The following is a 13,159-nucleotide window of genomic DNA, read 5'->3' on the forward strand; positions in this document are numbered from 1 at the left end:
GCCAGATATGAATAACGCCCGAGCGACTCGTGTCTCGCCGCACTATCGAAAAACGTGAGGTGCGGCCGATGCGCCAGACATTGCATCGCCGTGATAGGTTCGATCCAGTGCAGTTCGCGGACGTGCATCGGGCTGTAAGTCACCGACGACTGACATGCTGGGAGAGGTTTTCCGAGATGGGCTTGCCATCCCAACGCGGGCAGCTGTCTTGTGGGACCAACACACTTTTGAGTTCGATTGTCAGAATCTACCTCATACCAATTGAGCGGCTGCGCCAGTGGCGATAAAGACCTAGCCTGCCTCCGCCGTTGAGGCGAAACGCGCATCCGCTGAGACGTTGTAGTCGGCCGCAAACCGTAATTGCCGGAGCGGTCGGACCCGTTTGATCGATTCCTGGTACAGATCGTGGGCCTTGTAAGCGGCGAGCGCCGTCTCGCTGTCGAACTCACCATAAACGACAACGTCGATATCGTTGCCGAGTTGGTCGGTCTTTCGGTTGCGCGCGACCTCAAGCCGGCGCGCATGCGGGATCGCAGCGAGAACCGATAGACCATCGATGATTTGGTCAATGTCGGCTTTGTTCTTGGCGGTGAATAGGACGATGTGACGAATCATGACTAGCCATAGGTTGAGATGGAAGTAGATCGCATCAGTATCGTGCGATCGCGACAGACGCAAACGTCGCTGATGCCTCCGCGCCGGCGTCGCTCAGCAAGACGGTTGGTAGTTTTGCAGAGGCTTACGACGGCCCCGCTATTGCGACGCGAATTCGCTTAATCGTGATGCCGAGTCATGGCGCGGGAAGGGTGAGGCGCTCAATGCTTTGAATGTGGCGTGCAAGCAAGCTGCAGGCTTGATCAATGTTGCGCGTTCGCAATGCTTGCAGAATCAAGCGGTGGTCCTGGTTGGACCGCGGTCGCCAGCCGGTATTCCGCGCCATCGCGAACACCAATCGAGAGTTGGCAAGCTGTAATCCGTCAAGACTGGCGAGCAGTCGCGGCATCGCGCACGGCGCCACCAGCGCGTGGTGAAAAGCGCGGTTGGCAGTTTCAAAATCCTGAATCGTCTCGGCGTTGTCTCCTTCAATCAGGGCGAGCTCGATTCGCGCCAGATGGGTCGACGTGAGCTTCGGCGCGGCATTCCGCAACGCGACTACTTCAAGCGCCGCGCGCATCTCGGCAATCTCTTTCACCGAGTTGGTGTCGAGCGGCGCAACCCGCACGCCGCGCCGGGGCACAGCGATCACAAGATGTTGAGCTTCCAGTTGCCGAAATGCCTCGCGCACCGGGACGTGGCTTGAATTGAATTCCCGCGCGACATGATCCTGCCGGAGCGGCGCGTCTGGCTGTAGCGCGCCGCTGATAATGCGCTCCCCGATTGACTCAGCAATGCGTCCCGCAGTCGTCGTGTTCTCGTCGCCGGTCATCATAGATTATCTATCATAAAAAGTGATGCGTTCCCGCATGGCCTCAGTTAGCATGATCAGCGATCATAGATAACATATAAAAGTATCTATGATAAGTCCGATAGGAAGGCAAGTCTTATGGTCGGTGCCACGGGAGCGAAGCAAAGCAATGGCCGCACCATCGAACACGTCCGCAATGACTGGGACCGCGCGGAGGCCGAGGCGCTCTATGCTCTGCCGTTTGCCGACCTGATGTTTCAGGCGCAGAGCATCCATCGCACCAACTTCGATCCGAACCACGTCGAGACCGCGAGCCTGCTCAGCATCAAGACCGGCGGCTGTCCCGAGAACTGCGGCTACTGTTCGCAGAGCGCGCATTACGAGACCGGCCTGAAATCCACGCGGCTAATGGATCGGGCGGATGTAGTCGCGACCGCGCAGCGCGCCAGGAACGCCGGCGCGACCCGCTTCTGCATGGCCGCCGCCTGGCGCAATCCGAAGGACCGCGATCTCGACCAGGTCTGCGACATGGTGAGCGCGGTCAAGGGTCTCGGCATGGAAACGTGCGTTACGCTAGGCATGCTGACGCCCAAGCAGGCCGCACGGCTCTCCGACGCCGGGCTTGACTTCTACAATCACAACGTCGACACCTCGCCCGAGTTCTACGACAAGATCATCACCACCCGCGCCTTGCAGGACCGCATCGATACGCTGGCGCATGTGCGCGACGCCGGCGTCAAGGTCTGCTGCGGCGGCATCGTCGGCATGGGCGAGCGCGTCGAGGACCGGCTCGGCATGCTCGTGCTGCTCGCCAATCTCCCGAGTCATCCAGAAAGCGTGCCAATCAACCTGTGGAACGAGGTCAAGGGCGTGCCGGTCAACGACACCGCGGAGCGTCCCGATCCGATCGCGCTGGCGCGGTTGATCGCGGTTGCCCGCATCATGATGCCTCGCAGCGTGGTGCGGTTGTCCGCTGGACGGCAATACATGACGGATGAACTGCAGGCGCTGTGCTTCCTGGCCGGCGCGAATTCGATCTTCATCGGCGATGTGCTGTTGACCACCGAGAATCCGCAGCGTGATCGCGACGGGAACTTGCTGGACCGCCTCGGCATCACGTCCCGGCTTAGCTAAAAGCCAAGTCAGCTAGCGGTCCGCGTCAACCCCCAGCGTAGGTAACAAATGCAAATTACCCTGATGAAAGGCAAAATCCATCGTGCCTCGGTGACCCAAGCCGATCTGCACTATGAGGGCTCGATATCGATTGATCGCACGCTTTTGGACGCTGCGGGATTTTTGATCAATGAACGCGTCGAAATTTACAACATCGACACTGGCGCGCGCTTTGCCACCTACGTGATAGAGGCGTCCAAAGGGTCAGGGATGATAGGCCTGAATGGTGCGGCCGCACGGCTTGCGATGGTTGGAGACAAGGTGATCATCGTTGGATATGCCTCCTTTGAGGAGGCCGAAGCGAGAGCGTTCAGACCGCGCGTCGTACTGGTTGACGCAGAAAATCGCCTATTGCCAGCCTGAAAGCTACAAGGCTGATGCTGGAGCGTTTGTTTTCAGCCGCCGCCAAAACTTTTGCGCAACTGATGGCTTACCTGGAAGTGACCAATGAACCGAACCCATGCGGACAAGATTGCCAGCTATGTCACAGCCTTGCAGGCCTTGAAAGACGACGACCGGATGCGCGGCCTCAAGCCGCGTGCGGGTATCGATTTCGTATCGAACGATTATCTCGCGCTGGCGAGCGCGCCGCGCATGAGGAAGGCTGTCGCGGCCGCGCTCGAAGTCGGCACCCCGATCGGGGCCGGCGGGTCGCGGCTTCTGCGCGGAAACTGCGACGAGCACGAAAGCCTCGAAGCAGAAGCCGCGCGGCTTTTTGGAGCGGAGACCGCGCTTTTCTTTGGCAGCGGATATGTCGCAAACTTTGCCGTGCTGACAACGCTGCCGCAACGAGGCGATCTGCTCGTTCTCGATTCCCTTGTGCACGCGAGTATTCATGAAGGCGCGCGGGCCGGCCGGGCCGATTTTCGCGTAAGCGCCCATAACGACCCGCAGTCCGTCGAAACCACGATTCGCGACTGGCGAGCGAAAGGCGGAACGGGCCGCGTCTGGATCGTGGTCGAAAGTCTCTACAGCATGGATGGCGATTTCGCGCCGCTCGGAGAGCTTGTCGCGATCGCGAACCGGCATGATGCATTCCTGATGGTGGATGAGGCCCATGCCACGGGCGTCTACGGCGAGCAGGGACGGGGGCTAACTGCGCCCTATGAAGGGCGCGACAATCTGGTGGTCGTCCACACTTGCGGCAAGGCACTGGGTGCTGCCGGCGCGCTCGTCACCGCGACCCGCGTGCTGCGCGACTTCATCGTCAATCGTTGCCGTCCGTTTATTTTCGCCACCGCGCCGTCACCCTTGACGGCCGTTGCGGTGCGGGAGGCGCTATCAATCCTGCAGCAGGAGCCGGACCGGCAGCAGCGCCTGGCCAACCTGGTCGCGTTCACGCATCGGGAGATCGCCCGGCGCGGTGGCCGGAGCCCGTCGGATTCGCAGATCGTGCCATATATCGTTGGTGACAATGCGCGAGCGATGATGCTGGCGTCTGCGCTGCAGGCTCGCGGCTTTGACATCCGTGGAATCCGGCCGCCAACCGTACCGGCAGGCACGGCACGGTTGCGAATTTCCCTGACGCTGAACGTCACCGAGGATGACGTGCGTACAATGCTCGACGCCCTGATCGAAGAGACGAGGGGCGACGCCCGATGAGCCGGCAGATCGTGGTGACCGGCACGGACACCGGCATTGGGAAGACGGTCTTTTCAGCCGGGCTCGCCGATTTTCTCGGCGCGAACTACTGGAAACCGATTCAATCGGGCCTCCAAGGAGAGACCGATTCACAGCTCGTCGCACGATTGGGCGGTCTCTCTGACGATCGCATCATGCCGGAGCATTACCGCCTTGAAACCCCCGTTTCGCCCTATCATGCCGCGGAAATTGACGGAATTCGGATCTGCGCGGAATCGCTCGATGTGCCGGATAGCGGCGGACGTGCGCTTGTGATTGAGGGCGCGGGCGGGCTGATGGTGCCGCTTAGTCGCAGCACACTTTATATCGACATCTTTGCGCGATGGCAGCTGCCGGTCGTGCTTTGCGCGCGCACTGCGCTGGGCACCATCAATCATTCGTTGTTGTCGATCGCGGCGTTGCGCAATCGTGGGATCGAAATTCTCGGAATCGCATTCATTGGCGAAAGGAATTCCGACAGCGAGAGCGCTATTTGCGAGATCGGGCGGGTACGATGGCTTGGGCGGCTGCCCTGGCTCTCTCCTCTTACGGCAAACGCGCTGCACACCGCGTTCAAAGCGTCGTTCAACCGCGATGATTTCAGCCTATGATGCCCAAGAGGAAATCGCCGATCTGGCATCCGTTCACGCAACACGCGCTTCAAGACGAGATGACAAAGGTTGTGCGCGGTGAAGGCGCTTATCTCTATAGCGCGGATGGCCGCCGCATCATCGATGCGATCGCATCCTGGTGGGTCGTGACCCACGGCCATTGCCATCCGTATATCGTCAGCGCCATTCGGAAACAGGCAGAAAAGCTCCACCAGATCATCTTTGCCGGCCACACCCACGAACCGGCCGAAGAGGTTGCCGAGCTGCTCTTGAAACTTGCACCGCGTGGTCTCGACTACGTCTTCTTCTCCGACAGCGGCTCGACCAGTGTGGAGGTGGCCCTGAAAATGGCGCTCGGCTATTGGTACAACATCGGCCAGTCGCGTACGGGCATTGTCGTGATGGAGCACTCCTATCACGGCGATACGGTGGGGACGATGTCGGTCGGCGCGCGCGGCGTGTTCAATGCGGCGTACGAGCCGCTGCTGTTCGATGTCATCTCGGTTCCGTTCCCGACTGCGGGCCGCGAACAGGCGACCCTCGACGCACTTGAAGTTGCGTGCCGGAATGAAAATCCGGCGGCCTTTATCGTGGAGCCTCTGATCTTGGGCGCGGGCGGGATGCTGATGTATCCGGCCTGGGTGCTGAGCGAGATGAAGCGCGTCTGCGAGGCGGCAAACGTCCTGTTCATTGCCGACGAGGTCATGACCGGCTGGGGCCGCACGGGGACATTATTCGCCTGCGAGCAGGCGGACGTGTCGCCGGATATCGCCTGCTATTCAAAGGGTCTCACGGGCGGATCGCTTCCGCTCGCGGTGACACTGTGCCGCGGAGACATCTTCGATGCACACTATTCGAAAGATCGCACGCGCACGTTCTTCCACTCGAGTTCATATACTGCAAATCCGGTGGCGTGCGCCGCCGCAAAAGCGAACCTGGATCTCTGGCAAAATCAGGAATCCCGCGAGCGCGTAGCTTCCGTCGCTGCGATGCAGGAACAGGGAATTGGGCCATTCCGCGCCGACGCCCGCTTCGAAAACGTCCGTCGAACCGGCACCATTACGGCAGTCGATCTGAAAACGCGCGACAAAGGCTATCTCGCGGGCATCGGCCCCATGCTTCAGGCGTTTTTCAACAGCCGCAATCTGCTGCTGCGCCCGCTTGGCAACACGATCTATGTCATGCCGCCTTTTTGCGTAACGGCGGCGGACCTCAATGAAATCTACGTCGCAATCCAAGATGCGGCCGATGCGTTAGTTGGAAGAGACCCGTTCAGAGCGCTACTGAATCGAGTTAAATCACCGTATCGGATCAAAGCGCGTTTGTGCGACAGCGCGCGCGATAATCTGTGATCCCGTCATTGGAGGTTAATCATGTCCGTTCAATCCGCCATCAAGCGCAAGACGTCGCCGGATATTCGCGCGCGCAAGAATGCCGATCCGATTGTAATGCTGACGTCCTATCACGCACACACTGCCGCGTTGGTCGATCGCAATTGTGACGTCATTCTGGTTGGCGATTCCCTGGGCAACGTGATGCATGGCTTCGAGACCACGGTGCCGGGCACGCTGGAAATGATGATTCTGCAGGGCCAGGCTGTGATGCGCGGATCATGCCGTTCGACTCCTACGAGGCGTCGAAGGAGCAGGCGTTTCATTCCGCGGCGCGGATACTCAAGGAGACTCACTGCGGTGCGGCAAAGCTCGAGGGCGGCGCGCGGATCGCGGAGACGATCGCGTTTCTGTCGGCGCGCGGTGTGCCAGTGATGATCGAGGCGGCGGCCGAGCCGCTGGCCCGCAAGATCACCGAAGCCATCGCGATCCCGATCATCGGCATTGGCGCCAGTGCCGCCTGCGACGGCCAGGTCCTGGTCCTTGAGGATATGCTGGGGCTGTCGCCACGAACGCCTAAATTCGGGCACCGCTACGGCAATCTAAGGCCTCTGATCGAGGCCGCGATCGAGGGCTACGCTACAGACGTGCGCTCCCGCGCGTTCCCGGGTCCGGAGCATGTTTACGGAATAAAGGCTAAGACGTGAGGGCGGTGTGCGTTAAGCATTCCGTCCGCCTCTCCTCGACCCTATCCACCGATCATCCGGAAAGCCTAGGCGAACGATCGAAGAGAGCATCGTGGATTTGAGCCGTGTGGGGAAGGGCGGTAGCGCTCTCCTACTACCAACCCCGACGATGCTAACGAGTACCCCCGTCACACGTCGCAGAGTTTGCGAATCGCAAAAATATCCATTGTGCTTCAATGGCGGCATTGGAATCGCAAAAGCTGGCAAACCCATTGATTTTAGAGAGATTTCACCATCCCCTAGGGACTCCCAGCCCGCCCGTGGTGACTACCTCGGAAGCGCGATCAGAGGCGGGAGCTGACCGCCGACCGGTCAACAGCACGTCAACAGCAAATCCCGCTTGTTCTGGGTCCGTTCATGCTCCGATTTACACTTCTACCGGCCTTTTCGTTTTGATTTCCCACGAGAATTGGTGTCTCTTACTACCTTGACATGGTAGGGGTCACAGGTTCGATCCCTGTCGTGCCCACCAGCCTTCGCTCGCTTCGCGAGCTACGGCTAGGCAAGCCAGCTCTCCAAAGCGAAGCGAGCGAAGGCTGCCACGCCGGAGTCCGAAAGCGCGTTTACGCGCGTCTTAAACGCGCTATGAGCGTAGGCGGGCTGTTGCCACGAGGAGGCTGCAGGCCGGAGCGTGTCCGGCGTAGCTCGAATGAAATGAGAGCGAAGACGGACGGGAAAGGGTACTTGGCCCCTTAAGCACTCTTCTTTCCATACAGCCCCGCATACTCCTCTTCATACCGCGCATACGACTGCTTGATGCTGGCACCGTTGAGCATCATGGTCGCTACCGGCGCATCGTCGGTGCCGAACACCGTCGTGCGCACCCACATGCTCTCGGTGCGCCGGCTGCCGCTCAAGGCGACCACTTCGCGCTCGGTCGTGTAGCTTTGGCCTACGAACAGAGGGCCGCGCAGCAGGCGGATTTCCTGGTCGGCGAACAGGCCGACCGCGGGGCCGCGCACCGGCAGCCGATCCTCGCGCGCGCGGTACTGGAACAGCACGCTCAGCATCTCGAACGGCACGATCGGACGGCCCCAGGGATTGTCGCTGCCCGAATAGAAGTGCGAGGGCTCGGTGATGGCCTTCAGCTTGTCGGCAAGCGAGAACGGATAGAGGTCGCCCATGTGCTGATCGAAATCCATCTTCACCGTTTGCCGCGCCGTTTTCATGCCGACTTCGATGTCGCGCAGGATCACGGGGTCGGTGAGCGGCTTCAATTCCTTCAGCCGCTGCGTCAGCGCGGTCCCGGTCACGTCGCGGCCGACGGACGCCGTGCCGCGCAGGATCTCGGAGCCGTCCTTGCGCGTCATTCCGATGGTGCAAATGTTATGTCCCGGCTTCGGCATCTCGATGCTGGCCTGCACCTCCTCGCCTTCGAACACGGGATTGCGGTAGTGCGCCGAGAGACAGCCGGTCTCGAACCACTCCTTGCTCCAGATGCGCTCGCACAGCGGTGCGAACTGGCTGAAATGGGTCGGGCCCTCGATGGTGCCGCCCTGGAAGCCGAGCTTTTGCGCCGTGGCATCGTCATGGATCGAGGCATGCGAATCATAGGTCTGCGCATGCAGCATCTGCTTCGGCTGCCGCCACGGTCCGGTGAGTACGCCGTTGCTTTCGCTGATTTCGGTGGCAAAGGCCTTCATGATCGATCTCCCTCGAGCGCGGTCCGTGTCTTACACCGTTCCTGCGGCAAGTCTCGGGAAAACGCACGCCAGATATGCCGCCGCACGGCAAATGGGGGGCTGTGCATGCATGGCAAAACCGGTGCATGCTGCGCTCAATGAAAATCAGGCCCGAAGGGGCCGCAGGGAGCGCAGGGCAAACCAATCATGGCATTGCTGGAAGTTGGGCTGGACGACAAGTACCGGCTGGATGCGAAGCGGATCTTTCTGTCGGGAACACAAGCCCTGGTCCGGCTGCCGATGCTGCAGCGAGAGCGTGACCGCGCAGCGGGGCTCAACACTGCGGGCTTCATCTCCGGCTATCGCGGCTCGCCGCTCGGCATGTACGACCACGCGCTTTGGCGTGCAAAGTCCTTCCTGCAGCAGCACGACATTGCCTTCGTTCCCGGCCTCAACGAGGACCTCGCCGCGACCGCGGTGTGGGGCAGCCAGCAGGTCGGCATGTTCCCGGGTGCAAAAGTCGATGGCGTGTTCGGCATCTGGTACGGCAAGGGCCCGGGCGTCGACCGCTCGCTCGATGCGCTCAAGCATGCGAACGCAGCCGGCACCTCGAAGAACGGCGGCGTGATCGCGCTGGCCGGCGACGACCATGGTTGCCAGTCCTCGACGCTGGCGCACCAGAGCGAGCAGGTATTTGCTGCGGCGCTGATGCCGGTGGTCAATCCGGCGACGCTGCAGGACTATCTCGATCTCGGCATTTTGGGTTTCGCGCTGTCGCGCTTCTCCGGCTGCTGGGTCGGCTTCAAGGCGATCTCGGAGACCGTCGAAAGCTCGGCCTCGATCGTCTCCGACATCGAACGCATCCGGATCGTCACACCCGACGATTTCGAGATGCCGCCGGGCGGACTCTCGATCCGCTGGCCCGATCCGCCGCTGGAGTCAGAGAAGCGGCTGCACGGCCCGAAGATGGATGCGGTCGCGGCTTTCGCGCGCGCCAACCGGTTCGACCGCATCGTGCTGGATTCCAGGCCGGCACGGCTCGGCATCATGGCGACCGGCAAGGCCTATCTCGATCTGCGCCAGGCGCTGGCCGATCTCGGCATATCGGACGCCGAGGCGCAGGCGCTGGGCTTGCGCATCTACAAGGTCGCGCTGACCTGGCCGCTGGAGGTGCGCGGCGCGCTCGCTTTCGCCGAAGGCCTGCAGGACGTGCTCGTCGTCGAGGAGAAGCGCGGCTTCATCGAGGACCAGCTGATCCGCATTCTCTACAACATGGACGCCTCCAGGCGGCCATCGGTGGTCGGCAAGCGTGACGAGAGCGGCGCGGTATTGTTGCCGAGCGAGGGCGAGCTGACGCCGACCATGGTGGCGGCAGCCGTGGTGGCGCGCCTGCGCAAGCTCGGCCATCGCAGCCCCGCGCTGGAACAGCGCCTCGCCAAGCTGGAAGCCTTCGACCGCCCGACCGACGGCATCGGTGCGGCGAAACTGCAGCGCACGCCCTATTTCTGCTCGGGCTGTCCGCACAACTCTTCGACCAAGATTCCGGAAGGCAGCCGCGCCATGGCCGGCATCGGCTGTCACGGCATGGCGCTCTACATCCCCGCCCGCCGCACCACCACCATCTCGCACATGGGCGCCGAGGGCGTCGCCTGGATCGGGCAGGCGCCGTTCACCAACGAGAAGCACGTCTTCCAGAATCTCGGCGACGGCACCTACACCCATTCCGGCCTGCTGGCTCTGCGCGCGGCGGCCGCGGCCGGCGTCAACATCACCTACAAGATCCTCTACAACGACGCGGTGGCGATGACCGGCGGCCAGCCCGCCGAGGGCGGCTTCAACGTCTCGCAGATCGCGCATCAGGTCGCGGCCGAAGGTGCCAAGCGACTCGCCATTGTCACCGACGATCCCGAAAAGTATCCGAGCAACTATTTCCCGTCGCTCGCCACGGTGCATCACCGCCGCGAGCTCGATGCCGTGCAGCGCGAGCTGCGCGACGTTGCCGGCCTCACCGTGCTGATCTACGACCAGACCTGCGCGGCCGAAAAGCGCCGCCGCCGCAAGCGCGGCCTCTATCCCGATCCGCCCAAGCGCGTCTTCATCAACGAGCGCGTCTGCGAAGGCTGCGGCGATTGCTCGCAGGTGTCGAACTGCGTCTCGGTGCAGCCGCTGGAAACCGAGCTCGGCCGCAAGCGCCGCATCGACCAGTCCAACTGCAACAAGGATTTTTCCTGCATCGAAGGTTTTTGCCCGAGTTTCGTCACCGTCCACGGCGGCCGCTTGCGCAAGGCCGACCGCACCGCGGCCGATCCCTCCGCGCTGTTCGCCGATCTGCCGCAGCCGGAGACGGCCGCCCTGGAAGCCCCCTTCAACATCCTGGTCACCGGCATCGGCGGCACCGGCGTCATCACCATCGGCGCGCTGCTCGGCATGGCTGCCCATGTCGACGGCAAGGCCTGCTCGACGCTCGACTTCACCGGCCTGTCGCAGAAGAACGGCGCGGTCATGAGCCATGTCCGTATTGCGCCTTCGGCCGACGATCTCTCCAGCGTCCGCATCGCGCCCGGCAATGCCAACCTCATCCTCGGCTGCGACATCGTTGTCGCCACCAGTGCTACCGCGCTGAACAGCGCCGAGCGCGGCGTCACCCGCGCCGTGGTCAATGCCGACCTGCTGCCGACCGCGAGCTTCGTCATCAATCCCGATATCGATTTCGAGATGGGCGCGATGCGCGATGCGCTCAACGGCGCCATCACGTCCGATCGTCTCGACATCCTCGACGCAACCGGTCTTGCGACTGCGCTGATGGGCGACAGCATCGCCACCAACGCCTTCATGCTCGGCTTCGCCTTCCAGCGCGGCGCGATCCCGCTGTCTCTCGAAGCGATCGAGAAGGCGATCGAACTCAACGGCGCCGCCATCGAGATGAATCGCATGGCCTTCGCCTGGGGCCGGCTTGCCGCGCACGACCTGGCGCGCGTCGTCTCTGCGGCGCGCTTCAAGTCGAGCGGGACGACACCGGCGAAGAAGACACTGGACGAGGCCATCGCCTTCCGCGCCGGGTTCCTCACCGGCTATCAGGACGAAGCCTATTCCAAGCGCTACCTCGCCGAGGTCGAGCGCGTCCGCGCGGCAGAAACCAAGGCTGCGCCCGGTTCGACCGGGCTGACCGAAGCGTTTGCAAAGGGCCTGTTCAAGCTGATGGCCTACAAGGACGAGTACGAGGTCGCCCGTCTCTACAGCGACGGCGAGTTCGCCAAGGCCCTGCAGGCGCAGTTCGACGGCGATCCCGGCCTGAAGGTGCTGCTGGCGCCGCCGCTGCTCGCCCGCCGCGACAAGGTGACGGGCCACTTGCAGAAGCGCGAGTTCGGCCCGTGGGTCTTCAAGGCGTTCGGCTTACTCGCCCGGCTGAAGGGGTTGCGCGGCACCGCGCTCGACGTTTTCGGCTACACCAGCGAGCGCAAAATGGAGCGCGCGCTGCCGGGCGAATATTCTGCCATGATCTTCCGTCATCTCGGCTCGACAAGACTCGACCTGCCGCGGCTGGTGGCGCTGGCGAAGATGCCCGAGGTCGTGCGCGGCTACGGCCACATCAAGGAGGCCAATGTCGCGCGCTACCGCGCCGAATGCGCGCGCATCGAGGGCGAGATCGGCAAGCCGGTGGCGCAGGCGGCGGAATAGGGATGCAGCAGCCAGATAGTAGCGCTCAGGCGAGCAGGCCGGCGGAGATGTAGCCGACCCGTTGCGCGTCGAGGTCACGCTGCAGGCTGGCGCCTCGTTGGTCAGGGCGCGGATCGCCGGCGACACCCTCATTGCCGGCAACCGTGCCTTGCGCTTATGCCAAATCTGCAGACAGACGTCAGGCCGGCGCGAAGGCGATGAGGCCAACGCCGTCGACCTCCCGCGTCAGCCGCCCGGCTGACGCGAGCATGTTCAGATGGGCAAGCGCTTCGCCGAAGGCCTGGCGCGGATTCGAGTAAAGCACGCGCGGGAATATTTCCTGCGCGATGGCAAACGCGTTCGTCCTGCCGCTGATGACGGACGCCACATCCTCGAGGCGGGCCTGATGATGTTCCCGCAGCTGCGCAAGCCGCGCATGCATCCCACGGAATGGCAGGCCGTGCGAGGGCAGCACCAGCGTGTCCGGCGGCAGCGCTTCGAGCCGCGTCAGCGCATCGAGATACTCCTTCATCGGGTTGGCCTCCGGCTGCGCCACCGGCGCGATCACCGATGGCGTCATGTGCGACAGGATCTGGTCGCCCGCGATCAGGATCCTGTCGCGCTCGCAAAAGAACAGCGCGTGCTCCGCCGAATGCCCGCCTGCCGTCATCACCTGCCAGTCGCGCCGTCCCATGGCGATCGCGTCGCCATCCTTAATGCGGATGAATTCGCGCGGCGGCCGCCCGCCGAGAAATTTCTGAAGGCGCGGGGCTTCTGCGATCCTGGCCGCATCCTCCTCTGATGCGCCGTTGCGCTTCAGGAAGGAGACGAATTGCGCGTCCGGACTTTCCTCGCGCTCATGCCACGTCTTCCAGCCGCTGAGCCATTCGGCCAGCGTCATGCGAACGCTGCACTTCATTTCCTTCACGAAGTATCCGGCGAGGCCGCAATGATCGGCATGGGCATGGGTAAGGGCGAGGTTCTGCAGCGGACG

At 62.5% G+C, this 13,159-nt stretch carries 10 protein-coding genes and 1 pseudogene; 7 read left to right on the forward strand and 4 right to left on the reverse strand.

Going from position 1 to position 13,159, the window contains the following annotated elements:
- Window positions 1-291 precede the first annotated feature (291 nt).
- Window positions 292-615, reverse strand: a complete 324-nt coding sequence (locus tag ACT4OC_RS20075; RefSeq protein ID WP_444840779.1) for a Dabb family protein — start codon at window positions 613-615, stop codon at window positions 292-294.
- 175 nt (window positions 616-790) lie between these two features.
- Window positions 791-1,429, reverse strand: a complete 639-nt coding sequence (locus tag ACT4OC_RS20080; protein ID WP_444840780.1) for a GntR family transcriptional regulator — start codon at window positions 1,427-1,429, stop codon at window positions 791-793.
- 114 nt (window positions 1,430-1,543) lie between these two features.
- On the opposite strand from ACT4OC_RS20080, the gene bioB reads away from it, so the two are divergent.
- From bioB to ACT4OC_RS20110, 6 genes and pseudogenes are all read left to right on the forward strand, one after another.
- Window positions 1,544-2,539, forward strand: coding sequence for a biotin synthase BioB (gene bioB, locus ACT4OC_RS20085; RefSeq protein ID WP_444840781.1), 996 nt, complete (start codon window positions 1,544-1,546; stop codon window positions 2,537-2,539).
- A 48-nt stretch (window positions 2,540-2,587) separates the two neighbouring features.
- Entirely contained in the window at window positions 2,588-2,941 is a 354-nt protein-coding gene (panD, locus tag ACT4OC_RS20090; RefSeq protein WP_444840782.1) for an aspartate 1-decarboxylase, read from the forward strand.
- 84 nt (window positions 2,942-3,025) lie between these two features.
- Window positions 3,026-4,180 carry an 8-amino-7-oxononanoate synthase gene (locus ACT4OC_RS20095; protein ID WP_444840783.1) on the forward strand — a complete coding sequence of 385 codons (1,155 nt, stop codon included), beginning with the start codon at window positions 3,026-3,028 and terminating at the stop codon, window positions 4,178-4,180.
- On the forward strand, window positions 4,177-4,809 hold the full coding sequence (gene bioD, locus ACT4OC_RS20100; protein WP_444840784.1) for a dethiobiotin synthase: 633 nt from the start codon (window positions 4,177-4,179) through the stop codon (window positions 4,807-4,809). The genes ACT4OC_RS20095 and bioD overlap by 4 nt, the downstream gene beginning before the upstream one ends.
- Entirely contained in the window at window positions 4,806-6,161 is a 1,356-nt protein-coding gene (locus ACT4OC_RS20105) for an adenosylmethionine--8-amino-7-oxononanoate transaminase (RefSeq protein ID WP_444840785.1), read from the forward strand. The genes bioD and ACT4OC_RS20105 overlap by 4 nt, the downstream gene beginning before the upstream one ends.
- 21 nt (window positions 6,162-6,182) lie before the next feature.
- A pseudogene (locus ACT4OC_RS20110) lies at window positions 6,183-6,847 on the forward strand (3-methyl-2-oxobutanoate hydroxymethyltransferase).
- A gap of 731 nt (window positions 6,848-7,578) precedes the next feature.
- Here the strand turns inward: ACT4OC_RS20110 and ACT4OC_RS20115 are convergent.
- On the reverse strand, window positions 7,579-8,529 hold the full coding sequence (locus ACT4OC_RS20115) for a hypothetical protein (protein ID WP_444840786.1): 951 nt from the start codon (window positions 8,527-8,529) through the stop codon (window positions 7,579-7,581).
- A gap of 186 nt (window positions 8,530-8,715) precedes the next feature.
- Between ACT4OC_RS20115 and ACT4OC_RS20120 the strand changes: the two genes are divergently transcribed.
- The gene (locus tag ACT4OC_RS20120) at window positions 8,716-12,186 is read left to right on the forward strand and encodes an indolepyruvate ferredoxin oxidoreductase family protein (protein WP_444840787.1); all 3,471 of its coding nucleotides are present in this window, start codon (window positions 8,716-8,718) and stop codon (window positions 12,184-12,186) included.
- 178 nt (window positions 12,187-12,364) lie between these two features.
- Here the strand turns inward: ACT4OC_RS20120 and ACT4OC_RS20125 are convergent.
- Window positions 12,365-13,159 (reverse strand): MBL fold metallo-hydrolase (locus ACT4OC_RS20125; protein WP_444840788.1); only part of this gene is annotated, 795 nt, incomplete at its 5' end.

Origin of the sequence: Bradyrhizobium sp., assembly GCF_052389815.1 — a bacterium.
In the GTDB taxonomy this organism is placed as follows: domain Bacteria; phylum Pseudomonadota; class Alphaproteobacteria; order Rhizobiales; family Xanthobacteraceae; genus Bradyrhizobium.